Raw genomic sequence first — 22,424 nt, forward strand, 5'->3', positions numbered from 1 at the left:
GCGGAAGGGACTATTTCACGGAAGATGAGTTCCGACTAGTCATATTATTTGACTATTAGTGCGAAACTTCGATTTGGCGGGATGGACGGTTTCTATGACACGCCCAGCGCGATTTTGGGCCGTGGATGCAACGGGGAGATGAAGGAATTTGTGCGGCTCGCAACCTCTCCTCCGCGTCATTGCGAGCGCAGCGAAGCAATCCAGAAACTGTCCGCGGAGGGACTCTGGATTGCTTCGCTGCGCTCGCAATGACGGTGTGGATAGAATTCGGCGCAGGTCGACCAGATCGACCCGCGGAAAGTCCGCCTCACCCGGACTGCATCTTCGATGCAATCCGGCCTCTCCCCGCGTGCGGGGAGAGGCGAAGGGTAGCGGAGCTAGATCAGCTTCCGTTGCGCGAGGTTCTTCATCAGCGCGCCGATTCCAAACGTCCAGGGCTCGCACTCGTCGCTGGTGCGCATGCGGTTGACGAGCTTGCCGAGCTGGGGCGCTGCGATCGTGACGATATCGTCGCGCTTGTGGGTGAACCCCTGCCCCGGCGCATCGCGATCCTTGACCGGCGCGAACATCGTGCCGAGAAACAGCACGAAGCCATCGGGGTATTGATGCACCTTGCCGATCGTCTGCTCGACGAGGTCCGTGGGATCGCGACTGATCATGCTGATCGAGGAATGGCCATCGAGAACGAAACCGTCCGCGCCCTTGACGTTCAGGCTGATGTCGAGCTTGCGCGCATCGTCGAGTGTGAAGGTGTCGTCGAACAGGCGCAGCAGCGGGCCGATCGCACAGGAGGCGTTGTTGTCCTTGGCCTTCGACAACAGCAGCGCCGAACGCCCCTCGAAGTCGCGCAGATTGACGTCGTTGCCGAGCGCGCCGCCGACGATCTTGCCACGGCTCGACACGAACAGCACGAGCTCGGGCTCGGGATTATTCCAGGTCGACTTCGGATGCAGGCCGGCATCCATGCCGGTGCCGACTGACGACAGCGTCGGCGCCTTGGTGAAGACCTCGGCATCCGGACCGATGCCGACTTCGAGATATTGGCTCCAGGCGTTCTGATCGATCAGCACCTGCTTCAAATGCATCGCCTGGTCGGAGCCCGGCTTGAGCTTCGACAAATCGTCGCCGATCAACCGCGTCACTTCTTTCCGGATCGCTTCGGCCGAGGCCGGATTGCCCTTGGCGCGCTCTTCGATGACGCGCTCCAGCATCGAGATGGCGAAGGTGACGCCGGCGGCCTTCAGGGTCTGGAGATCGAGGGGCGCAAGCAGCCACGGCTTTTTCGGATCGCGCCCATCCGGCGCCGTGTTGGCCACGATCGCTTCGAGATCGCCGATGCGCTCGCCCTTGACCGCGGCGAGCGCCTTGGCCGGATTGTCTTCCTCGCAGAGCGCGCTGACGGTCGGAAACTTGGCGGTTACGTCGAAGACGCCGTCTCCACGGACGGCGACAACGGCCGGGCCGTTCGCCTGCGGCAGCCAGACGCGGCCGACCAGCGTCCCCTTCGTTCCATCCTCGGGGAGAAGATCTCTAACAGACAGTGTCGTCATGGCCGCGTCCTCGCTCTTTCTCGGATCGGCCGCGTTCACAGCAGCCGATCCCATTGGCGAAGACCAATAAACGTCTGGCAGGGGAAGTCCAGACCGGCAGCGAAGAGCCGCTATGCCCCTGCCCGGGCCTTTATGCGCCTGCTCGCGCTTTGCGCGCCGCGATCTGCTGGAGCGCCCAGCGCGCGTTCTTGCGAACGTCGGGGTCGGCATCGTCGGCGATGACCGCCAGGAACGCCTCACCGTCGGGATGGGCGATCTCGCCGAGCGCCGCCGCCGCCTCCTTCCGCAAATTGGCCTGGTCGTGGTTGATGCAATTGCCGATTGGGCGTACCGCGCGCTCGATCTTCATCTTGCCGAGGCTGCGGATCGCCTTCAGCCGCACCTGCCAGAATTCATCGGCGAGCGAGCCGACAAGCTGATCCGCCGCGAGCGAGCCGTTGACGTTGAGGCCCAGCGTTTCCGCGGCCATCTCGCGCACCATCCAGTCCGAGTCCTTCAGCCCGCGTGTGATCGTCTCGGCCGCGGGCTTCAGCTGCGAGAACGCCAGCGCGCTCACCGCGGCGCGGCGCACATGGGCGTCGGGATCGTTGATCAGCGCGGTCAGCGCGGGGATGGATTCCTCCAGCTTGAGGAAGCCGATCACGCCGATCGCCTGCACGCGAACGGCCGCATCTTGATCCAGGAGCGCTTCCAGCGCCGGCTTCAGCGTATCCTTGCAGCGCAGCTCCTTCAGCGCGCGCAGCGCGCCCATGCGGACGAAGGCATGGGCGTGCTTGACCAGCGGCAGGATGATCTCGGCGCAGGCCGGATCCTTGAATTCGGCCATGCTGTCGGCTGCGGCCGCCCCCACGATTCTTTCGGGATCGACCAGCAGCTTGACCAGCCCACGCGCGGCCTCCGGCCCGTCGAACTCGCCGAGCGCCATCGCGACCTGCTGGCGCACGCCCGCATCGGGATCGGACACCATGTTGGCGAGATGCGCGACGGCTGCGGGATCACCGGAGTGACCGAGCGCAATGATGGCGACACGGCGCTCGGCGGGATCGGCGGCTTGCAACCGCTCATCGGCGTCTTCGAGGTCGTCATAGGACTCGAACGGGCTCGACATGATCACCTCAACAGATAGGGAATATTGACGGTGACGGCGCCGGTCGGGCAATCGGCCTCGCAAGGCATGCAGTACCAGCACTCGTCATAGGCCATGTAGGCCTTGCCGGTCATGTCGCTGATGCGGAGCACATCGAGCGGACAGACGTCGACGCATACGGTGCAGCCCTTGTCGGCGATGCATTTGGCGTCGTCGACGACCACCGGAACCGATGTCTGATAGGACGCGAGAGGCATTTTATGTCTCCTGTTGCGATGTTGCGGTGGATCACGCGGAGGCGCGGATGCGCTGCTTGTCGTAGAGGTCCTTCTCGTCGTCGGCGATCGGCACGACATAGGGCTCCACGGCGCGCTTCTCGCTGGTCATCTTGCCGTTCTGCTTGGAGAGCAGCGTGTGGCAGAACCAGTTCTCGTTGTCCTTCTCCGGGAAATCCGTGCGCCAGTGATAGAGGCCCCAGCGGCTCTCCTCGCGGTACAACGAGGCGTGCACCGCCATGTCGGCGCAGTCCATGATCGACTGAACTTCGAGCGCGCGGAGCAGCTCGTGCGCGTTGCGCGCGATCATGTGCTCCTGCATGTCCTGCCGCGTCTCGGCGAGGCGGCGCATGCCGAGCTCGTATTTGCGGGTGACCTTCGGCGGCTGGAGATAGTCGTTGACGAGGCGGCGGGTCTTGTACTCGACCTGGTTCGGCGGAATGCCGTCCTCGCGTTTAGTCGGCGCCAGCACGCGGTCGCGCTCCAGCGCGACATCGGCGGCATCGAACTCCGCAAAGTCGTGGTTCTCGGCGAACTCCATGGCATCGATACCGGCGACCGAACCGTTGGTGAAGGCGCCCAGCATGTAATTGTGCGGCACGCTCGCCATATCGCCGGCGGCGTAGAGGCCGGGCACCGTCGTGCGCGCATTGTCGTCGACGAACACACCGGAGGCGCTGTGGCCGGAGCAGAAGCCGATCTCGGAGATGTGCATCTCGATCGACTCGCTGCGGTAATCGACGCCTCGCCCCTGCTGGAACAAGCCGCGCGTGGGACGTTCGACCTTGTGCAGCGTGGATTCGATCTCGGAGATGGTGTCGGGATGGAGATGCTTGAGCTGGAGGAACACCGGGCCCTTGCCTGACAGCAGCTCGTTGTAGAATTCCAGCATCATCTGGCCGGACCAGTAGTCGCATTCGATGAAGCGCGATCCCTCGTTGTTGGCGGTGAAGGCACCGAACGGACCGGCGACATAAGCACAGGCCGGGCCGTTATAATCCTTGATCAGCGGATTGATCTGGTAGCATTCGAGGTTCGCCAGCGCGGCGCCGGCGTGATAGGCCATCGCGTATCCGTCGCCGGAATTCGCGGCGTTCTCGTAGGTGCCGAACATGTAGCCGGAGGTCGGCAGACCGAGGCGGCCGGCGGCGCCCATGCAGAGGATCACGGCCTTGGCCTTGATCACCAGGATCTCGGCGGTGCGGGTGTTGACGCTTATCGCGCCGGCGATGCGGCCGTCGGACGATTTGAGCAGCCGCGTCGCCATGTAGCGGTTGGAGATCAGGATGCGGGCACGGCGGAGCTGGCGATAGAGCGCTTTCTTGACCGTCTCGCCGTTCGGCATCGGAAGGACGTAGGTGCCGATGTGGTGCACCTTCTTGACGGCGTAGTCGCCGTTCTCGTTCTTCAGGAAGCGGATGCCGAAACTGTCGAGCTCTTCGATGATCTTGTAGCAATTTTGCGCGTATTTATAGACCGCCTTCTGATCGACGATGCCGTCGTTGGCGATGGTGATTTCCTTGGTGTACTGCTCCGGCGTCGCGTAGCCGGGGATGACGGCGTTGTTGAGCCCGTCCATGCCCATCGAGATCGCGCCGGAGCGCTTGACGTTGGCCTTCTCGAGCAGGACGACATTGGCCTTCGGGTTCTTCAGTTTTGCCTTCAGCGCCGCCATCGGGCCGGCCGTACCGCCGCCGATGACGAGCACGTCGCAGGAAACCTCCGAAAGTCCGTCGACGATCTCATCTAGTGCCATCACTTGCTCCTGGTCCGCCGGCAGGTCCGGCGCCTTTGCATCAGATTTGTTCAGGTGACGTCCCGGCGATAGCAATTAGTTGTCGCCGGGACCCGATTTGCGCCTCAGCGCTCGACGAAGGCCTTTTCGATGACGAAATGGCCGGGCTGGCTGTGATTGCCTTCGACAAAGCCGCGCGCGGCAAACATCGCGGGGAGTTCCTCGAGCATCGCCGGGCTGCCGCACAGCATGATGCGGTCGGTCTCGATATCGAGGCCTGACTGCCCGATGTCGTCGAACAGTTGGTTGGAGGCGATCAGGTCGGTGATGCGGCCGCGGTTCTTGAACGGTTCGCGGGTCACGGTCGGGTAGTAGACGAGCTTGTCGCGGATCAGCGGACCGAAGAATTCGTGATTGCGCAGGCCATCGACGAGGTGCTCGCCATAGGCGAGCTCGGAGACCTGGCGACAGCCATGGGCGAGCACGATGGTCTCGTAATTTTCGTAGACGTCGGGGTCCTTGATCAGGCTGGCGAAGGGCGCGAGGCCCGTGCCGGTCGAGAGCAGCAGCAGGCGCTTTCCCGGGATGAGGTTGCCGGTGATCAGCGTGCCCGTCGCCTTGCGGCCGACCAGGATGATGTCGCCCTCCCGGATCTTCTGGAGACGCGAGGTCAGCGGGCCGTCCTGCACCTTGATCGAGAAGAACTCGAGCGCCTCCTCGTGATTGGCGCTCGCCATGCTGTAGGCCCGCATCAACGGCTTGCCCTCGACTTCCAGCCCGATCATCGCGAACTGGCCGTTCTGGAAACGGAAGCCCGGATCGCGCGTCGCCGTGAAGCTGAACAGGCTATCGGTCCAGTGGCGGACCGACAAAACCGTTTCCTTCTGAAATGCGCTCATGGTCTCTCCTCAGCCATTGTTGGCGCACAAGGTTTCGGAGAGAGCAGAGTCCGGCAATTCGGAAGTAAACTTCCCGGTCGATTAGTTTCACATTTCGCGGGTGATGATCGAAGAGGAGGCAGACGATGGCCCCCGCCACGCATCCGCGCCGGCAATTAGTTGCTATTCACGCTCGCCCGCGTCGACATAGAAGGAAGCTGGAGGTTCGTCATGACCATGACCTTGGTGGCGCCGACTGTGGCCGACTATGAAGCCAGCGCCGATCTCGCGACGCTCGTCGTGCGCACCACGCAGGACGATGTGGTCGGAATCACTGCCGAGCAGCTCCGTCTCTCCTGCAAATGCGCTCACTGCACCCGCGCCCGCTTCGACGATCGCTTCCCTGAACGCTTTCCCGGCATCGCCATCACCGAGATCGGCGATCTCGGCTATGGGCTGAACATCTCGTTTTCGGATGGGCATAACAGGGGGATTTATCCGAAGCCGTATCTGCTGAGCTTGGCGGGGCGCTGAGGCGAAGATGCCTTCGAGTGGGGCCACGGATCGTCCCACCAACTCCGCCGTCATTCCCCGCTAAAGCGGGGAATCCAGTACGCTGCGCCCCCTCCGTATCCCATTGACGTCTCTGGAATACTGGATCGCCCGATCAAGTCGGGCGATCCGGCGGAGTGATTGGCACGGACATTGCTCCTCTTTAGAACGATTTGAACGTTCCGGAGGCAAACGATGTTGCAGGCGGCCAATGTGGTTCGCGGGACGGTTCCCGCAACGGTCCGGCCTGCCGGAGGCTCCTCGCTGCTGCTGACCGAGAACCAGCAATGGATCGGCGGACCGCCGCCGCTGATGGACAAGCTCAGCCAGCGCGAGCGGGAGCTGGTGCTGAAGCAGGGCCGGCGAAAGGTGCTCAACCGCGGCCAGACGCTGTTCAGCCAGGGCGGCAAGCATGACGGTATCTGGCTGATCGAGAGCGGCCGCATCCGCGTGTTCTACACTTCGCCGCTCGGACGCGAGATCACGCTGGCCTATTGGCATGTCGGCAATTTCGTCGGCGGGCCCGAAGTGTTCGAGGGCACCGTGCATCAATGGTCCGGCGTCGCATCCAGCAATTGCAGCGTCGTGCACCTGCCCGGAAAGGAGCTGCGGTCCCTTGCCGTGGAGATCCCGAACCTCGCCATCGGCCTCATTGAAGGCCTCACCTTCAAGGGCAAATGCTATTCGGCGCTGGCGCAGATGCTGGGAACACGCTCGATCACCCAGCGCCTCGCGCACCTGCTGCTGCACCTCGTCGAACTCTACGGCGTCGAGGATGCCGACGGCCGGGTGATCGCGGCGGCCTTCACCCATGCCGACATCGCCCACATGGTCGGCGCTACCAGGCAATGGGTCACGATCAGCCTGAAACGGATGCAGGAGAAGGGAATCGTCGTCACCAAGCGCTCGCAGATCGTGGTGTGCCGGGCCGACGCTCTCGAGGAGATGCGCGGCCAGAGCGGCGACTAGGGTCGATGCACAGGCAAGCGGCTTTATAGTGCAGGACTGCCCAAGGAGTATGCAATCAGCTTTTCCCGGCAACTAATCGACTGCGTCGGTCACTCCGGATTTGCCCTGCCCGCGGCCTCACCCAATCATGGCAACCACAGCACATCCAACCGAATGAGGATGAGAATGGTCCGCCATCTTCCCACGCTCTCGATCGCGATGTCGGTGACCTCGCTGGCGCTTCTGATCGCGCAGCCGGCCCTGGCGGAAACCGTCACGCTCGGCATTGGAACGCAGGACACCACGACCAACACGGTGACCGCCGGCGTTGTCATCCGGCAGCTGCATCTCCTCGAGAAATATCTGCCGAAGGACGGTAAATACGCCAATATCAAGTTCGAGCTGGAGTGGCAGAACTTCACCTCCGGCCCGCCCGTCACCAATGCGATGATGGCGAACAAGCTCCAGATCGGCCTGATGGGCGACTATCCGCTGATCGTGAACGGCTTCACCTTCGAGAGCAATCCGGAGAGCAAGAGCCGCCTGATCGGCGTGGCCGCCTACAGCCTGTCTGGCTCCGGCAACGGGCTCGTCGTCCACAAGGACTCGCCCTATTACGATCTCGCCGATCTCAAGGGCAAGCTCGTCAGCGTGCCGTTCGGCTCGGCCGCGCACGGCATGGTGCTGAAGGCGATGCAGGACCGCGGTTACGCCTCCGATTTCTTCCAGCTCGTCAGCCAGAGCCCGGAGGTCGGCTCGACCAACCTCCAGGAAAAGAAGATCGACGCCCATGCCGACTTCGTCCCCTTCGCCGAGCTGCTACCGTTCCGCGGCTTCGCACGCAAGATTTTTGACGGCGTTGAGACCAACCTGCCGACCTTCCACGGCATCGTGGTCCGCACCGATTTCGCCGAGAAATACCCTGAGGTCGTCGTTGCCTACTTCAAGGCGCTGATCGCCGCCAACCAGTGGCTGCGCGACGATCCGAAGCTCGCGGCCGAAAAGATCCAGGAATGGACCGGCATCAACAAGGAAGTCGTCTACATCTTCCTCGGTCCCAGCGGCAACATGACCACCGATCCCACGGTAAAGCCGGCGCTGATCGACGCGGCCGCGACCGACGTCAAGGTTTTGCAGAATCTCGGCCGCATGAAGGAGTTCGATCCGAAGAAGTGGGTGGATGATTCCTACATCCGCAAGGCCTATGCCGAGATGAAGCTCGACTATGACGCGCAGCTTGCGAGCACCAGGAATTACGAGATCACAGGCGAAGACTCGTTCTGCAAGAAGCCCATCACCGACCCGCGCAAGGCCGGCGAGGTCTGGGTCGACGATGCCGGCATCCTGCCCTTCGCGTCCGCCGCCTGCACGTTAGGGGCCTATGCCGACTACAAGGCCAAGGGCAAGAAGATCAACGTCGCCTACGTCTTCGACACCCCCCGTGGAATCAAGCTGTTCGCCGACCAGGCCTTCTTCGCGGTCGGCAACGGCGAGGTCGCGCCGTTCCTGCTGAAGAAGGACGCCGAAGCCCATGCCGCCAAGATCAATGGCAAGGTGCTCGGCTTCGAAGACGCGGTGAAGGCGGCGGTCGGCGGAGGCAAGACGTGAGCAGTCCCGCCCTCGCCAGACATCCCGAGGACAGCATGCCAGCAGCAACTGCAATCGCCGAGGCGGGCCCCGTGCCCGCCCCTTCCCCGCCCGCGACACCGCCTTCCTTCGGCACGCTTGCGCTGCGCTGGTACCGGCTCAATCAAGCGGGGCTACGCGCGACGACGATCGGCATCATATCGCTGCTCGCCTTCCTGCTGGTCTGGCACCTGCTCACGACCTATCGCGTCGTGTTCTTCGTGCGCTTCACCAACGTACCCTCGCCGCTCGCGGTCTATGCGAGCTTCACCAAGGCGATCCACGATCCCAAATTCCTGCTGCACATCCTCTTGAGCTGCCGGCGCATCTTGTTCGGCTTCTCGCTCGCGGCGGTGGTCGGCGTGCCGCTCAGCCTGATCATGGGCCGCTTCAAGCTGGTGCACGAGATCATCTTCCCGGTGGCCGAGGTGCTACGGCCGATCCCGGCCATCGCCTGGGTGCCGATGGCAATCATGCTTTGGCCGACCAACGAGCAGAGCATCGTCTTCATCACCTTCCTCGGCGCGTTCTTCCCGATCCTGGTCAACACGCTGCATGGCATGTCGCTCGTCGATCCCGTGCTGGTGCGCGCCGCGCAATGTCTCGGCGCGCGCGAGCGCTCGATCTTCCGCGAGGTGTATTTTCCGGCTTCGATGCCGCACATCTTCACCGGCCTCACCGTCGGCATGGGCGTGGCCTGGGTGTCGCTGATCGCCGCCGAGATGATCTCGGGCCAATACGGCATCGGCTACTTCACTTGGGAGGCCTATTCCCTTGTCCAGTATGCCGACATCGCGCTCGGCATGATCGCGATCGGCGTGCTTGGCCTTGGATCGAGCCTGCTTATCAGGGGCGCCGGGCAGTTGGTGATGCCGTGGAGGCTGAAATGAACGAAATTCTGACCAAAGCACCGCAGGGCCATATCGAGGTCAGGAATTTCTCCCTCAGCTATGAAAGCATCGAGGGGCCGGTTCAGGCCGTCACCGACACGCAAATTCATGTGAAGCCCGGCGAGTTCGTCTCGATCGTCGGGCCCTCCGGCTGTGGAAAGTCGACGCTGCTCAATGCGGTCGCCGGCTTCCTCAAGCCGACCACCGGTGTAGTCACGGTCGACGGCGAGCGTGTGAACGGCCCCAGCGCCGAGCGCGGCATGGTGTTTCAGCAATATTCGCTATTTCCGTGGAAGACGGTGCGGGAGAACGTCGAGTTCGGCCTGAAGATGCGCGGCATGGCGCGCTCCCAGCGCGAGCGCGCGGCGCGCACGCTGCTCGGGCTCGCGGGGCTCGAGGCCTTCGAAAAACATTATCCGGAAAAACTCTCCGGCGGCATGAAGCAGCGCGTCGGCATCGTCCGCGCGCTCGCGACGGGACCGAAGGTGCTGCTGCTCGACGAGCCGTTTGGCGCGCTCGACGCGCAGACGCGCGTCATCATGCAGCAGATCCTCACCAACATGTGGCAACGGCTGAAGATCTCGGTGCTGTTCGTGACCCACGACATCGATGAAGCCATCTTCCTCTCCGACCGCGTCTACTGCATGACCGCCCGCCCCGGTTCGATCAAGGCGGAAATCCCAATCCCGCTGGAGCGGCCGCGGCAGCAATCGATGATGATGTCGTCGGAGTTTTTGGCGCTCCGCCGCGGCCTGATGTCACTGATCCGCGAGGAGAGCCTGAAGGCGATGGGCGGCGAGATCAGCGACATGGGCATGCAGGGGCTGAACATCGAGCTGCATGGGCATTCGCTGGCGGATGTGATTTGATTCACCTCGCCCCGCTTGTGGGGACGACGATCTCGTAGGGTGGGCAAAGCGAAGCGTGCCCACCATCTTGGTCGCACGCTAAGCCGAACGGTGGGCACGTCGCTTCGCGCCTTTGCCCACCCTACGGCACCTTGCTCCCCTCACTTGAACCAGTGGACCAGCGCGATGCTGATGCCGAGCAGCAGCATCAGCGACAGTGTCACGGCGGCCGTCACCCGGCCCCCGACATTCGCCAGCACCTTTACGTCGACGCCGAGGCCGAGCGCGGCCATCGAGACCACCGTCAGGAAGCTCGTGATCTTCGTCACCGGCCCGACCACCGTGCCCGGCACGATCTCCAGCGAGCGCAGGGTCGCCAGCGCAAGGAAGCCGAGGATGAACCAGGGGACCAGGCGAAAGAAGCCGACATTGGATTTCTTGGCGCCGGTCTGCCAGCGCGAGGCGACCAGGGAGAGACCGACGACGACGGGCCCGAGCATCAACACGCGCATCAGCTTCACGAGCGTGCCGATCTGCGTCGAGACGAGCCCGGCCGGGACCGTTGCCGCAAGCACCTGTGGCACGGCGTAGACGGTGAGGCCTGCGAGGATGCCATATTGCGTGGCCGACAATTGCAGCAGCGGAATCAGCAGCGGCAGGCCGAGGACCATCATGACGCCGAGGATCGCCGTAAAGGAAATCGAGGACGCGATCTCGTCGTTGTTGGCGCCGATGATCGGCGCGACGGCGGCGATCGCGGAATTGCCGCAGATGGAATTACCGCAGGCGATCAGGATCGAGAGCCGCGTCGACAGGCCCAGCATGCGACTGAGGCCGAAGGAGACGCAGAGCGCGATCACGACGACCGCGGCGATCGATGCCAGCAGCGCCACGCCGGAAGCCGCGATGGCGGCGAAACTGATCGAGGCCCCCAGCAGCATGACCGCGACTTCGAGCAGCTGTTTGGCGCTGAAGGCGATACCGGCCTGCCAGCGCGGCGCCGGTTTCCAGAAGCTGCGCAGCGCCATCCCGAGCAGGATCGCCATCACCAGCGCTTCGACATAGGGGTGCTCGAAGACACCCAGCTCGGCCCGTTCGAGCAAGGCCGAGATGCCGGCCACGGCGATGCACAGGAGGATTCCCGGAATCAGCGCCGCAATACGGCTCACGACAGTGGTTGGCTTGGCGTCGGCCGGGCTGGATGCTTGATTCTGCGACACAAATCTCTCCCAGAGGAGAAATATTTATACGCAGTGCTGGTCGATTGGGGAATAAGTTTTCAGCATATCAGGGCCGAGGGAAGTTCTATGCTCAGCCCGGAATAATCGGCTCAGAAGATCAGGCTTTTGGCGAGCGCGGCGACGCGGCTGAAGCTGTCATAGACGCCCGGCTCGAAGAAGGCCGCACGCGCGAGCACGATCCCCGCGACCAGCGACCAGAACACCGTGGTGCCGGCCCGCAGCAGGAGCTTTGACGCGCGCGATCGCGGCTGGGTGTCCGTTGCGGACACCAGCTGCTCGCCGAAGGGCTCAAATCCAGTGCGTTCCATGGCTACGCCAATCCATCAAATTGTGAATGGAATGTCGTCGTTTCGGCCCCAAACGGCAATGGAAGCGATTGGCGTTTTTGGCCCTCGACGGGGAAACTCCTTCCGTCTGACGAACCCGAGGCAATAGTTTTCTTCTTTGGGTCGGTCTGGCGGTCCGGAACCCGGTTACAGCGCCAGATAACGGCGACGGATCGCGTCGTTGGCCTTCAGCTCGTCGATCCCGGCAGCATAGACGATCTGGCCCTTGTCGATGACGGTCGCGTGGCTCGCCAGCCCGAGGCAGAAATGCATGTTCTGCTCGGCGATCAGGACGGTCGATCCGAGCTGGCGGAGTTGCCGCAACAGCTCGCCGATCCGCTGCACGATGATCGGTGCGAGGCCCTCGCTCGGCTCATCGAGCAGCAACAGCGCCGGGTTGCCCATCAGCGTGCGCGCGATGGCGAGCATCTGCTGCTCCCCGCCCGACAGACGTCCAGCAATGCGATTGCGCAGCGGCTCCAGCAGCGGGAAGACGTCGTAGATGCGCTTGATCGGCCACTCGTCCTGGCCTTCCGGCCCCTTCTTGCGACCGATGACGAGATTGTCCTCGACCGTGTGCTCCGGAAAGATCTGGCGATCCTCCGGCACGAAGCCGAGACCGGCGCGCGCGATATGGTGCGGCCTCTGGCCCGAGATCACCGCGCCGCGCAGGCTGATCCTGCCCCGCCGCGGCGGCGCCAGCCCCATGATCGCCTTCATGGTCGTCGATTTGCCCGCGCCATTGCGGCCCAAAAGCGCCATGGTCTCGCCCTGCCGCACCGAGAGGCCGACGCCGAACAGGATCTGGCTCGTGCCGTAGTAGACGTCGAGATCGGCGACTTCGATAATGGTCGCGCTCATGCGGCGGCCCCCGCATGTTCGGTGCCGAGATAGGCCTCGATCACGGCGCTGTTGCTTCGGATTTCGTCAGGCGTTCCGGTTGCCAGGATGCGACCGTAGCAGAGCACGACGATCTTTGGGGCGATCTTGAACACGATGTCCATGTCGTGCTCGATGAAGACGACGGTGATTTTCTGCGTCTCCCAGAGCTCGCGCACCTTGTCGATCATGCGCCAGCGCTCTTCCGGGCCCATGCCGGCAGTCGGCTCGTCCAGCAGCAGAACCTTTGGTTCGAGCACCAGAGCGAGCGCGATGTCGAGCAGCTTCTGGTCGCCATGCGACAGCGTTGCGGCCGTGCGATTGCGCTTTCCCGCGAGGCCCAGCAGCTCCATCACGTGCTCGGCGCGGTCGCGCGTCTCGGGCAAGGGAAAGCGCTTGTGCAGCACCGCCGACGTACGCTGATCCGCACTGACGGCAGCAAGCATGGTCTCCTGCACCGTCAGCGATTTGAAGATGCTCGCAACCTGGAAGGCGCGGCCGATGCCGTGCCGCACTATCTCCGGCGGCGAGCGGCCGGCGAGATCGACGCCGTCGAGCAGCACTTGGCCGGAATCCGGCCTCAAGGCGCCGGTGATCAGATTGAAGAAGGTGCTCTTGCCCGCGCCGTTCGGTCCGATCACCGCCGTGAGCGAACCGTCGGGGAAGTCGAGCGTGACGTCGTTGGTCGCCTTCACGCCGCCGAAGGATTTTGCGAGGTTGCGGATCTCGAGCATCGCTAGCGCCCCTCGCCTGCGTCACGCCGGTGCGCGAACCAGTCGGCGACGAAATCCAGCAGGCCTTTGCGTAGGCCCAGCGCGAAGAACAGGATGACCACGCCGAGCACGATGCCGTGGTACTCGGTGAAACGCGTGACGGTGTCGTTGAGCAGAAGCAGCAGCACGGTGCCGACCATCGGCCCCAGGAAGGTCGAGACGCCGCCGAGCATGTTGATGAAGATGCCCTCGCCCGAGATCGTCCAATAGGCGAATTCCGGATAGGCACCGGAGACGAACAGCGCCATCACCATGCCGCCCATCGCGGCAAACAGCGCCGCCAGCACGAAGACAGTCAGCTTGGCCCGCCAGACGTCGATGCCGAGGAAGCTTGCGCGCGCGGCATTGTCGCGGATCATGCGCAACGTGTAACCGAACGGCGATTGCGCGATCTGGCGCATCGCGAGCAGGCCGAGGATGAGAAGCGCGCAGCTCGCGACATAGAGATGGATGTGGTTCGCAAGATTGATGCCGAGGAATGTGGGGCGCGGAATGCCGCCACGCAGGCCCTGGTCGCCGCCGGTGAAGGAGGCCCAGGACAGGATGGTCGAGTGGATCAGCATCTGAAACGCGAGCGTGACGAAGGCGAAATAGATATCCTTCAGCCGCACGCAGATCGCGCCGATGATTGCGGCGATTACCGCCGTGATCGCCAGCGTCGCGACGAAGGCCACGGGAATCGGCACGCCCAGCTTCTGCATGATCAGGCCAAAACTGTAGGCGCCAAGGCCGAAGAACATGCCGTGGCCGAACGAAGTCAGGCCGGTGTAGCCGACCAGCAGGTTCAGCGAGGTCGCGAACAGGCCGTAAGCCGAGCAGCGGATGACGAAATCGAGCAGCGCCTTGCTGCCCGTGAACAGCGGCAGACTCGCCAGCACGGCGAACGCGATTAGCGCGATCAGCACGTCGCGATAGCGTTGCAGTGCCGCACCGCTGCGCACCGGCGCCAGCGTTTCGGCACGTCCGGCCTCGAGTTCGGTCATGCCGCCTCCTTGCCGAACAGGCCGGTGGGCTTGGAGACCAGCACGATCACCATGAACAGGTACATCAGGCCTTCCGTGAATAGGGGAAAGCCGAGCGAGCCGAAGGACCTGATAAGGCCGAGCAACAGCGCGCCGATCAGAGCGCCCAGGATCGAGCCCATGCCGCCGATCACGGTGACGATGAAGGATTCGATCAGCACCGAAAATCCCATGCCGGGGGTGAGCGAACGAACGGGCGCCGCGAGCGCGCCGGCAAGGCCCGCCAGCATGCCGCCGAGCGCGAACACGCCCCCATAGATCAGACCGGTGTTGATGCCGAGCGCCGAGACCATGCCGGGATTATGTGCCGCCGCCCGGATCACCTTGCCGATCCGGCTGCGCGACAATCCGATGCCGAGCACGATCGCCACAACGAGCGCGACGCCGATCAGCAGCAGGTAGTAAGGCGGCACCACGCCGCCGGCGATGAACAGCGGCATCACCTGGAACGCCGCGGGCATGCCCATCGACTTGAATTCCGGCCCCCAGATGATGCGCACGACATCGTCGAAGATGAGCACGAAGGCGTAGCAGACGAGCAGCTGCATCAGCACGTCGGCGCCATAGACGCGGCTCATGAAGACGCGCTCGAAGATCAGACCAAGAATCGCGGTCCCGGCCGCGCCCRCGAACATCGCCAGCGCGAAGCTCCCGGTGAGCTGATAGGCCGTCATCGCGAAATAGGCGCCGAACATGTAGAAGGCGCCGTGGCTGAAATTGACGACCTTGAGCACGCCGAAGATCAGCGTCAGCCCGACTGCAACCAGGAACAGGAGCATGCCGATGATGAGGCCGCTGGTGGTTTGCGTCACCAGGCAGGCGGAACTGGAGAGGCAGCCGGCGAGCGCGTCGAGATCCACGGGAGCACTTTCATTGCGACGCGCCGAACTTGGCGCGGAGAGCCAAATAAAAACGGCAGAGACGGTCGCCCGTCTCCGCCGCGCGTCACATCAGGTGTAGCCCTTGCTCTTCTTCCACTCGGCCTCGAGCTCGAAGATGGTCTTCCAGTCGCCGGCCTTGACCTCGGGCACGTAGGGCTCCTGCGGGATCGTGGTGCCCCAGCCGATGGCGTAGCCGACCAGCGTGTGGTCGTCGCCGCGCATCGTCACGGTACCGTCGGCGCCGAACGGGCACTTGATGGTGAGGCCCTTCAGCACTTCCGCGATCTTCTTGCCGTCGGTGGAGTTCGCCTTCTTCGCGGCCTCAGCGAGGAACATCACGGCCGTCGCGTTCTGCCACGACCAGTTGGTCGGATATTCGTTGTACTTCGTCTTGTAGGCATCGCCCCAGGCCGCGTTCTCCGGCGTGGTCGGGAAGGTCTTGATGTAGCGGTTGCCCGAGTGGATGCCCTTGGGCAGGTTCTTCACTACGGTGAGCGCGGTGTAGTCGGCCATGTTGACCGCGAACACCTCCATCTGGCCGAACATCGCGTAGATGTTGGCCTGGTCGATATAGGAGGTGAGATCGCCGCCCCACAGGCAGGAATACAGCGCCTGCGGCTTGGCCTGGAGGATCTTCGTCACGACTTCGGTGTAGTCGGGCTGGAACAGCTTAGGCCAGGACTCGCTGATGATTTCGACGTCGGGCGCAAAGCGCTTCAGGTACAGCGTGAACTCGCCGGTGGTGTCGCGGCCATAGGCATAGTCCGGCGAGCAGGTCGCCCATTTCTTCAAGCCCTTGGCCTTCGCGATCGAGGCGGCATAGCTGCCGCCGACGATGGAATCGTGGATGCCCTGGCGCACGCAACGGAACGCGTTCGGGATGTGCTGTTTCGGATCGGCCGTCAGCGAGGACGCCTCCGAACAAGTGTGGACGCAGAGCACACCGAGATCGCGCGCGACTTCGTGAACCGCAAACGATCCGGACGACGCCTCGCCGTCGATCAGCCACTCGCAACCGTCGGTATTGACGAGCTCGCGCGCGACGCGCGCGGCTTCCTGCGGCTGGCCCTTGGAGTCGCGGATCACCATCTCGATCTGGCGGCCGGCAAGTCCGCCGGCGGCGTTGACCTTTTCGACCTCGAGCATCACCGCATTGCGCGACGACGTGCCGAGCTGCGCGACGCGGCCCGACAGAATCGTCGGCATGCCGATCTTGATGGTCTTGGATTGCGCGCGCGCCACCCACGGTGCGGCAACACTCATCGCACCGGCGCCCATCAGCGCCAGCGTTGAACGGCGGCTGATGCCCGGCATGCGGGTTCTCGTCATTTTCCCCTCCCTCTTTCGGGTCGGCGTTTCCTGGTCCCTTGCCGGAGATCGTCTCGTCTCCGTGTTCCCAACAATTTCAGAGGCAGGGGGGTGACGTCAAGCCAAAGATGAATTACGAGTCATAATTCATCAAAGGAGGAAACGAGGCCGGTAATCGGCCCAAAACCCGCAAAATGATCAATCTTTCGAGCTTCATCACCTTTCATGCCCGGCGCACGCCGGACCGGCCCGCGCTGAAATATCGCGGCGAGGAGATCTCCTACGCCGATTTCGATGCGCGCATCCGGCAAGCGGCCGGCTGGCTCGCCGCGCAGGGCATCGGCGCGGGCGACGTCGTGGCCGTGCTGATAAAGAACAGCGCGGCGTTCCTGGAGCTCGTCTTCGCCACCAGCCATCTCGGCGCGGTGTTCTTGCCGATCAACTTCCGTCTCTCGCGCGACGAGGTCGGCTACATCGCCGGCAATGCCGGCGCGCGCTTGTTGATCGTCGATGAAGAACTCGCCACGAATGCAGCGGGCGCGAAGATTGTCGTGCTGAACGAAGCCGCGCAGCAAAGCATCACGCACCTCGCGGACGAGGCCGCGCCCGCGCCGATGCACGTCCGCGCGCCGTCCGACCTGATGCGGTTGATGTACACCTCGGGGACGACGGACCGCCCCAAAGGGGTGATGCTCACTTACGATAATTTCTACTGGAAGTCCGCCGACCAGACCATTGCGCTGGGCCTCAGCGCCGAGACCCGACTGCTCGTCGTCGGCCCGCTCTATCACGTCGGCGCGCTCGACCTGCCGGGCATCGCTGTGCTCTGGCATGGCGGCTTCATCCGCATCGAACGCAATTTTGAGCCGGAGACCGCGCTTGCGGCGATCGCGGAGGACAAGCTGAACGCGGCATGGTTCGCGCCTGTGATGACCACCGCGATGCTCACCTGCCCCACCCGCGATCGCTACGACGTCTCCAGCCTGAGATGGGCGATCGGCGGCGGCGAGAAGACGCCGGAGCTCCGCATCCGCGCCTTCTCCGAGTTCTTCCGCAATGCGCGTTACATCGATGCCTATGGCCTTACCGAGACCGTCGGCGGCGACACCTTCATGGAAGCCGGCCGCGAGATCGAGAAGATCGGCTCAACCGGGCGCGCCATCGCCCACGTCGAGATCGAGATCCGTGACGAGGACGGCAAGACGCTGCCGCCGAACGTCAATGGCGAGATCTGTCTGCGCGGACCGAAAATCACGCGCGGCTATTGGAAGGATCCGGAGAAGACTGAAACCGCGTTCTTCGGCGACTGGTTCCGCAGCGGCGATGTCGGCTATCTCGACGAGGAAGGCTTCCTGTACCTGACCGACCGCAAGAAGGACATGATCATCTCTGGCGGCGAGAACATCGCTTCCTCCGAGGTCGAACGCGTCATCTACGATTTGCCCGAGGTGCGCGAAGTCGCGGTGATCGGCCTGCGCGATGCGCGCTGGGGCGAGCGGCCGGTCGCGATCGTCGTGCTGGCCGAAGGCGCGAGCCTTGAACTCCCTGCCCTCACCGAGCACTGCCGTACGCGCCTGGCGAGCTTCAAGGTGCCGAAGGAGCTCGTCATTCGCGACAGCCTGCCGCGTAATCCGAGCGGAAAGATCCTCAAGCGCGTGCTGCGCGCCGAGCTGGAGACGTCTGAATGACGCAAGCGAATGCCAAGGTCACAAAGCTTAACCGCGTCGAACGCAACGCCTGGACCAAGCAGAAGATCTTTGACGCCGCGACCAAGGTCGTCGGCAAGCATGGCTATGCCGAAGCCTCCGTCGCCCGCATCACGGAAGAAGCCGGCGTCGCGCAAGGCACCTTCTACAATCATTTCGAGAACCGGCAGGAGCTGCTCGACCAGTTGCTGCCGAAGATCGGCCTCGACATGGTGGAATTCATTCGCGCCCGCACCGGCACTGCCGATGCCGCGCGGCAGGAGATCGCCCGCTTCTCCGCCTTCTTCGACTTTATCCGCGAGGTGCCGGAGTTCCTGCGCATCCTCAACGAGGCCGAATTCTTCGCGCCGATCGGCTACCAGAAACATCTCGACAACATCTCGGTCGCCTATGTCCGCATCTTGCGCCGCGCACGAGCGGCAGGCGCGATCGAGGATTACAGCGACGAGGAATTCGAGGCCATCGTCCACATGCTGATGGGCGCGCGCGGCTATCTCAGCCGCCGCTACTCCTATTCGGCTGACGGCGTCACCGCCGTGCCAGACCACGTCATCTCCGCCTATCGCAAGCTGATGACGCGCGGCCTCTTCAGTGCATCCGGAGATCAGGACACGCCATGAACATCGCATCTCCACAAAAGCCGCTCGATCTCGTCTCCGCGATCGCCGAAGGCGATATCCGCTGCCTGCTGATGGTGCTGGTGCACATGACCGGCGATGAGCGCTGGCTCGAGCCGCCGTACTTGCCCAAGCGCGACATCCGCCTCATTCCCGATCCGGAAGCCGGCGTGCCCCGGGAGGTCCAGGACGAGATCCGCGCCGCGGTGGTCAGGCTTTTTGCCGACGGCACGCCAAAACCTGTCATCACCGATCCCGGCGAAGCGCTGCTCTTGAAGATGATGCGCGCCTGCCTCGGCGAGAACGTCGCGCCGGAATACGCGCCGCTGATGCGCGAGGAGATGGGATTTGTAGCGCGTGAGCCGCAATGGACGCAGCGCCCCTCCGCCGAGAAGCTTGCCGGCCAGCACGTGCTGATCGTCGGCGCCGGCGTCTGCGCCATCGCGCTCGGCGTCGCACTCGGCCATCTCGGCATCCCCTACACCATCGTCGAGAAGAACGCCGAGCTCGGGGGCACCTGGTGGATCAACCGCTATCCCGGCTGCGGCGTCGATACGCCGAACCATTCCTATTCCTACTCGTTCGGCTCGGGCAATGCATGGACGCGCTATTTCTGCCAGCGCGAGGAGCTGCTTGCCTATCTGCTGAAGGTCGCCGAGGAATACGGCATCCGCGAGCATCTGCGGGTCAATACCGAGCTGACAGCGTCGCGCTGGGACGAAGGCAAGCGACGCTGGATCTCAACGCTGAAGACGAAGAGCGGCGAAGAGATTTTTGAATCCACCGCGCTGGTCTCGGCCATCGGCCAGCTCAACGATCCCTCGCGCGCGCATTTCAAGGGCGAAGACAGTTTCAAGGGAACGATCCTGCATTCGGCGCTGTGGTCAGGCGATATCGACCTCGACGGCAAGCATGTCGCCGTGATCGGCACCGGCGCAACATCGATGCAACTGGTGCCGTCGATCGCCGGCCGCGTCGCCTCCGTCACGGTCTATCAGCGCAGCGCGCAATGGGCGCGGCCCGTTAAGGGCTATTCCGATCCGATCAGCGAGGGCGCGCGCTGGCTGCTCGCGCATCTGCCGTTCTATGTGCAGTGGTACCGCTTCAACATGTTCTGGCGCTATGGCGACGGCCTGCTGCCGTTCCTGCGCAAGGACCCGGCCTGGCCGCATCCGGCGCGCGCCGTCAACAAGGGCAATGACCGGCATCGCCAGGAGCTGACCGATTTCATCCTCACCGAGCTGAAGGACCGGCCCGACCTGATCGCCAAATGCGTGCCGACCTATCCGCCCTATGGCAAGCGCATCCTGCTCGACAACAACTGGTTCAGGACGCTCACGCGGGACAATGTCGAGCTCGTCACCGACACGATCGATCATTTCGATCGCGACGGCATCGTCACCGCTGACGGTGAGCACCGCCCCGCCGACATCATCGTCGTCGCCACCGGTTTCAAGGTGACGGAGATGGCGGCACGCCTCAACATCAGCGGCCGCGGCGGCAAGGATCTGCGCGAGGCCTGGGCCAACGACAATCCGACCGCGTTCCTCGGCCTCACCGTCCCGGACTTTCCGAACTTCTTCTGCATGCTCGGTCCGAACTCCGGCCCCGCCCACGGCGGCAGCGTCATCTTCCAGTCGGAATGTCAGAGCCGCTATATCTCCGCCTGCCTCGCCGACATGATCGAGCACGACGTCGCCGCCATCGACGTCCGCAAGGAGGTGCTGGACGACTACGTCCAGAAGGTCGATGCCGAGCACGAGACGATGATCTGGACCCATCCCGGCATGAGCACCTATTATCGTAATTCGAGCGGCCGCGTGTTTTCCGCGATGCCCTGGCGGTTCGTGGACTACTGGCGCATGACGCATGATCCGGATCTGGGGCAGTATCGGCTGACGAAGGGGTAAACCTTACCTCGTCGTCATTGCGAGCGCAGCGAAGCAATCCAGAATCCTTCCGCGGAGATACTCTGGATTGCTTCGCTGCGCTCGCAATGACGGAATTCGCGGGTTAATCTCCCGCACAACCGGGAGCGCCGTACGCCGAGGGAAGCCGCCAATGCCCAAGCCGCTTGTCCGCGTCTACACCGACTACAAGAGCCCCTATGCGTTCGTGGCCAACAAGCGCCTGTTCGAACTCGAGGAGACGCACGGCGTCCAGCTCGAATGGCTGCCCTATACGCTGCGCGTCGCCGAATTCATGGGGACGGTCGAGGAGCGCACGCCGCATTTCTGGCGCAAGGTGCGTTACGCCTATATGGACGCGCGGCGCTATGCCAATGCGCAAGGGCTTGTCATGAAGGGGCCGCGCCGGATCTATGACGCCTTCTATTCCAGCGTTGGAATGCTGTTCGCACAGCGGCACGGCTTCTTCCGCCCTTATCACGACACGGTGTTCCGCAAATTCTGGAGCCATGAGCTCGAGATCGACGATCTCGCCGCAATCACGGACGTCATCACCGCGTGCGGCGGCTCGGCGAGCGAGTTTGAAGCCTACGTCAACGGCCCTGCCCGCGCCGAGCACGATCGCATCATCGACGAGGCCGAAGCACTCGGCGTGTTCGGCGTGCCCACCATGGTGTTCAACGGCGAGCTGTTCTGGGGCGGTGATCGCATCGACATGCTGATCGAACGGATCGAGCGTCCGGAAACGATCGTGGCCGCGCTCGGCAGCCGCCACCGCAAATCAGTGTAGCCGTTACGCCGCAAGTCCGCTCTCAACCGGGGCAAATTCCAGCCCGAGGCTCTCGGCAACGGCCTTGTTGGTTATGCGGCCACGATGCACGTTCAGTCCGTTGCGCAAATGCGGATTTTCCAGGACTGCAGCAAAGCCCTTGTTGGCGAGCAACAAGCCGAACGGCAGCGTTGCGTTGTTCAGCCCCTGGCTCGACGTCACCGGCACCGCGCCCGGCATGTTGGCGACGCAATAATGCACGATGCCGTCGACCTGATAGGTTGGATCGGCGTGCGTGGTCGGATGCGAGGTCTCGAAGCAGCCGCCCTGGTCGATCGCGACATCGACCAGCACGGCGCCCGGCCGCATCGACTTCAGCATCGCGCGCGTGACGAGCTTTGGTGCGCTGGCGCCCGGCACCAGCACCGCCCCGATCACGACGTCGGCGGCGAACACCTCGTCCTCGACCGCTTCGATGGTCGAGAAGCGGGTGCGCACCCGCCCGAGAAAGACATCGTCCAGCTCGCGCAGACGGGGAATCGAGCGGTCGATCACAGTGACTTCCGCACCGAGGCCCGCCGCCATGCGCGCCGCCTGCGTTCCCAC

The 22,424-nt window shown here is 63.6% G+C and carries 22 protein-coding genes; 9 read left to right on the forward strand and 13 right to left on the reverse strand.

From position 1 onward, the window contains the following. Nucleotides 1-377: 377 nt before the first annotated feature. The 5 genes from AC1DW2_RS09870 to AC1DW2_RS09890 form a co-directional block, all read right to left on the reverse strand. On the reverse strand, nucleotides 378-1,550 hold the full coding sequence (locus AC1DW2_RS09870) for a fumarylacetoacetate hydrolase family protein (protein WP_477005902.1): 1,173 nt from the start codon (nucleotides 1,548-1,550) through the stop codon (nucleotides 378-380). 130 nt (nucleotides 1,551-1,680) lie between these two features. After that, nucleotides 1,681-2,658 (reverse strand): HEAT repeat domain-containing protein, encoded by a 978-nt coding sequence (locus AC1DW2_RS09875; RefSeq protein ID WP_477005903.1) that lies wholly within the window; start codon nucleotides 2,656-2,658, stop codon nucleotides 1,681-1,683. A gap of 2 nt (nucleotides 2,659-2,660) precedes the next feature. Next, entirely contained in the window at nucleotides 2,661-2,894 is a 234-nt protein-coding gene (locus AC1DW2_RS09880; RefSeq protein WP_008141081.1) for a 4Fe-4S dicluster domain-containing protein, read from the reverse strand. A 31-nt stretch (nucleotides 2,895-2,925) separates the two neighbouring features. Then, complete coding sequence (locus AC1DW2_RS09885) at nucleotides 2,926-4,668, reverse strand: fumarate reductase/succinate dehydrogenase flavoprotein subunit (RefSeq protein ID WP_477005904.1); 1,743 nt, start codon at nucleotides 4,666-4,668, stop codon at nucleotides 2,926-2,928. 104 nt (nucleotides 4,669-4,772) lie between these two features. Continuing rightward, entirely contained in the window at nucleotides 4,773-5,546 is a 774-nt protein-coding gene (locus tag AC1DW2_RS09890; RefSeq protein ID WP_477005905.1) for a ferredoxin--NADP reductase, read from the reverse strand. Nucleotides 5,547-5,762: 216 nt separating this feature from the next. Here AC1DW2_RS09890 and AC1DW2_RS09895 point away from each other — a divergent pair, with 216 nt between their 5' ends. From AC1DW2_RS09895 to AC1DW2_RS09915, 5 genes are all read left to right on the forward strand, one after another. Then, nucleotides 5,763-6,059: a gamma-butyrobetaine hydroxylase-like domain-containing protein gene (locus AC1DW2_RS09895; protein WP_166105916.1), complete on the forward strand. Its 297-nt coding sequence runs from the start codon at nucleotides 5,763-5,765 to the stop codon at nucleotides 6,057-6,059. A 213-nt stretch (nucleotides 6,060-6,272) separates the two neighbouring features. Continuing rightward, nucleotides 6,273-7,046, forward strand: a complete 774-nt coding sequence (locus AC1DW2_RS09900) for a Crp/Fnr family transcriptional regulator (protein ID WP_477005906.1) — start codon at nucleotides 6,273-6,275, stop codon at nucleotides 7,044-7,046. A gap of 165 nt (nucleotides 7,047-7,211) precedes the next feature. After that, on the forward strand, nucleotides 7,212-8,633 hold the full coding sequence (locus AC1DW2_RS09905; protein ID WP_477005907.1) for an ABC transporter substrate-binding protein: 1,422 nt from the start codon (nucleotides 7,212-7,214) through the stop codon (nucleotides 8,631-8,633). Next, nucleotides 8,630-9,541 (forward strand): ABC transporter permease, encoded by a 912-nt coding sequence (locus AC1DW2_RS09910; RefSeq protein ID WP_477005908.1) that lies wholly within the window; start codon nucleotides 8,630-8,632, stop codon nucleotides 9,539-9,541. Before AC1DW2_RS09905 ends, AC1DW2_RS09910 begins: the two co-directional genes overlap by 4 nt. Next, a complete protein-coding gene (locus AC1DW2_RS09915; protein ID WP_085400672.1) occupies nucleotides 9,538-10,410 on the forward strand; it encodes an ABC transporter ATP-binding protein in 873 nt (290 codons plus the stop codon). Before AC1DW2_RS09910 ends, AC1DW2_RS09915 begins: the two co-directional genes overlap by 4 nt. A gap of 140 nt (nucleotides 10,411-10,550) precedes the next feature. On the opposite strand, the gene AC1DW2_RS09920 is transcribed toward AC1DW2_RS09915, so the two are convergent. The 7 genes from AC1DW2_RS09920 to AC1DW2_RS09950 all read right to left on the reverse strand — a co-directional run bounded on the left by AC1DW2_RS09920 (nucleotide 10,551) and on the right by AC1DW2_RS09950 (nucleotide 16,840). After that, the gene (locus AC1DW2_RS09920; RefSeq protein ID WP_477005909.1) at nucleotides 10,551-11,609 is read right to left on the reverse strand and encodes a YeiH family protein; all 1,059 of its coding nucleotides are present in this window, start codon (nucleotides 11,607-11,609) and stop codon (nucleotides 10,551-10,553) included. Between the two features lie 110 nt (nucleotides 11,610-11,719). Beyond that, nucleotides 11,720-11,938: a hypothetical protein gene (locus AC1DW2_RS09925; RefSeq protein ID WP_477005910.1), complete on the reverse strand. Its 219-nt coding sequence runs from the start codon at nucleotides 11,936-11,938 to the stop codon at nucleotides 11,720-11,722. Between the two features lie 165 nt (nucleotides 11,939-12,103). Beyond that, nucleotides 12,104-12,817, reverse strand: a complete 714-nt coding sequence (locus AC1DW2_RS09930) for an ABC transporter ATP-binding protein (protein ID WP_477005911.1) — start codon at nucleotides 12,815-12,817, stop codon at nucleotides 12,104-12,106. Beyond that, nucleotides 12,814-13,569, reverse strand: coding sequence for an ABC transporter ATP-binding protein (locus AC1DW2_RS09935; protein ID WP_477005912.1), 756 nt, complete (start codon nucleotides 13,567-13,569; stop codon nucleotides 12,814-12,816). Before AC1DW2_RS09935 ends, AC1DW2_RS09930 begins: the two co-directional genes overlap by 4 nt. A gap of 2 nt (nucleotides 13,570-13,571) precedes the next feature. Next, nucleotides 13,572-14,591: a branched-chain amino acid ABC transporter permease gene (locus AC1DW2_RS09940; protein WP_477005913.1), complete on the reverse strand. Its 1,020-nt coding sequence runs from the start codon at nucleotides 14,589-14,591 to the stop codon at nucleotides 13,572-13,574. Then, nucleotides 14,588-15,490, reverse strand: a complete 903-nt coding sequence (locus AC1DW2_RS09945) for a branched-chain amino acid ABC transporter permease (protein ID WP_477005914.1) — start codon at nucleotides 15,488-15,490, stop codon at nucleotides 14,588-14,590. The genes AC1DW2_RS09940 and AC1DW2_RS09945 overlap by 4 nt, the downstream gene beginning before the upstream one ends. Nucleotides 15,491-15,580: 90 nt before the next feature. Beyond that, complete coding sequence (locus AC1DW2_RS09950; protein WP_477005915.1) at nucleotides 15,581-16,840, reverse strand: ABC transporter substrate-binding protein; 1,260 nt, start codon at nucleotides 16,838-16,840, stop codon at nucleotides 15,581-15,583. 173 nt (nucleotides 16,841-17,013) lie between these two features. On the opposite strand from AC1DW2_RS09950, the gene AC1DW2_RS09955 reads away from it, so the two are divergent. From AC1DW2_RS09955 to AC1DW2_RS09970, 4 genes are all read left to right on the forward strand, one after another. Next, entirely contained in the window at nucleotides 17,014-18,507 is a 1,494-nt protein-coding gene (locus AC1DW2_RS09955; RefSeq protein WP_477005916.1) for an AMP-binding protein, read from the forward strand. Further along, nucleotides 18,504-19,145 carry a TetR/AcrR family transcriptional regulator gene (locus AC1DW2_RS09960; RefSeq protein WP_354117018.1) on the forward strand — a complete coding sequence of 214 codons (642 nt, stop codon included), beginning with the start codon at nucleotides 18,504-18,506 and terminating at the stop codon, nucleotides 19,143-19,145. Before AC1DW2_RS09955 ends, AC1DW2_RS09960 begins: the two co-directional genes overlap by 4 nt. Beyond that, nucleotides 19,142-21,052 carry a flavin-containing monooxygenase gene (locus AC1DW2_RS09965; RefSeq protein WP_477005917.1) on the forward strand — a complete coding sequence of 637 codons (1,911 nt, stop codon included), beginning with the start codon at nucleotides 19,142-19,144 and terminating at the stop codon, nucleotides 21,050-21,052. The genes AC1DW2_RS09960 and AC1DW2_RS09965 overlap by 4 nt, the downstream gene beginning before the upstream one ends. Nucleotides 21,053-21,203: 151 nt before the next feature. After that, nucleotides 21,204-21,839 (forward strand): DsbA family protein, encoded by a 636-nt coding sequence (locus AC1DW2_RS09970; RefSeq protein WP_477005918.1) that lies wholly within the window; start codon nucleotides 21,204-21,206, stop codon nucleotides 21,837-21,839. A 3-nt stretch (nucleotides 21,840-21,842) separates the two neighbouring features. On the opposite strand, the gene AC1DW2_RS09975 is transcribed toward AC1DW2_RS09970, so the two are convergent. Continuing rightward, on the reverse strand, nucleotides 21,843-22,424 hold a 582-nt coding region (locus tag AC1DW2_RS09975), incomplete at its 5' end, for an alanine dehydrogenase (protein WP_477005919.1).

This window comes from Bradyrhizobium sp. P3_C3, from assembly GCF_056402655.1.

Coding starts and splice junctions, on each gene's coding strand:
- AC1DW2_RS09905 (WP_477005907.1), top strand. CDS start 7,212: ATGGTCCGCCATCTTCCCACGCTCTCGATCGCGATGTCGGTGACCTCG.
- AC1DW2_RS09890 (WP_477005905.1), bottom strand. CDS start 5,546: ATGAGCGCATTTCAGAAGGAAACGGTTTTGTCGGTCCGCCACTGGACC.
- AC1DW2_RS09970 (WP_477005918.1), top strand. CDS start 21,204: ATGCCCAAGCCGCTTGTCCGCGTCTACACCGACTACAAGAGCCCCTAT.
- AC1DW2_RS09925 (WP_477005910.1), bottom strand. CDS start 11,938: ATGGAACGCACTGGATTTGAGCCCTTCGGCGAGCAGCTGGTGTCCGCA.
- AC1DW2_RS09960 (WP_354117018.1), top strand. CDS start 18,504: ATGACGCAAGCGAATGCCAAGGTCACAAAGCTTAACCGCGTCGAACGC.
- AC1DW2_RS09895 (WP_166105916.1), top strand. CDS start 5,763: ATGACCTTGGTGGCGCCGACTGTGGCCGACTATGAAGCCAGCGCCGAT.
- AC1DW2_RS09885 (WP_477005904.1), bottom strand. CDS start 4,668: ATGGCACTAGATGAGATCGTCGACGGACTTTCGGAGGTTTCCTGCGAC.
- AC1DW2_RS09870 (WP_477005902.1), bottom strand. CDS start 1,550: ATGACGACACTGTCTGTTAGAGATCTTCTCCCCGAGGATGGAACGAAG.
- AC1DW2_RS09880 (WP_008141081.1), bottom strand. CDS start 2,894: ATGCCTCTCGCGTCCTATCAGACATCGGTTCCGGTGGTCGTCGACGAC.
- AC1DW2_RS09900 (WP_477005906.1), top strand. CDS start 6,273: ATGTTGCAGGCGGCCAATGTGGTTCGCGGGACGGTTCCCGCAACGGTC.
- AC1DW2_RS09955 (WP_477005916.1), top strand. CDS start 17,014: ATGATCAATCTTTCGAGCTTCATCACCTTTCATGCCCGGCGCACGCCG.
- AC1DW2_RS09965 (WP_477005917.1), top strand. CDS start 19,142: ATGAACATCGCATCTCCACAAAAGCCGCTCGATCTCGTCTCCGCGATC.
- AC1DW2_RS09940 (WP_477005913.1), bottom strand. CDS start 14,591: ATGACCGAACTCGAGGCCGGACGTGCCGAAACGCTGGCGCCGGTGCGC.
- AC1DW2_RS09930 (WP_477005911.1), bottom strand. CDS start 12,817: ATGAGCGCGACCATTATCGAAGTCGCCGATCTCGACGTCTACTACGGC.
- AC1DW2_RS09935 (WP_477005912.1), bottom strand. CDS start 13,569: ATGCTCGAGATCCGCAACCTCGCAAAATCCTTCGGCGGCGTGAAGGCG.
- AC1DW2_RS09915 (WP_085400672.1), top strand. CDS start 9,538: ATGAACGAAATTCTGACCAAAGCACCGCAGGGCCATATCGAGGTCAGG.
- AC1DW2_RS09875 (WP_477005903.1), bottom strand. CDS start 2,658: ATGTCGAGCCCGTTCGAGTCCTATGACGACCTCGAAGACGCCGATGAG.
- AC1DW2_RS09950 (WP_477005915.1), bottom strand. CDS start 16,840: ATGACGAGAACCCGCATGCCGGGCATCAGCCGCCGTTCAACGCTGGCG.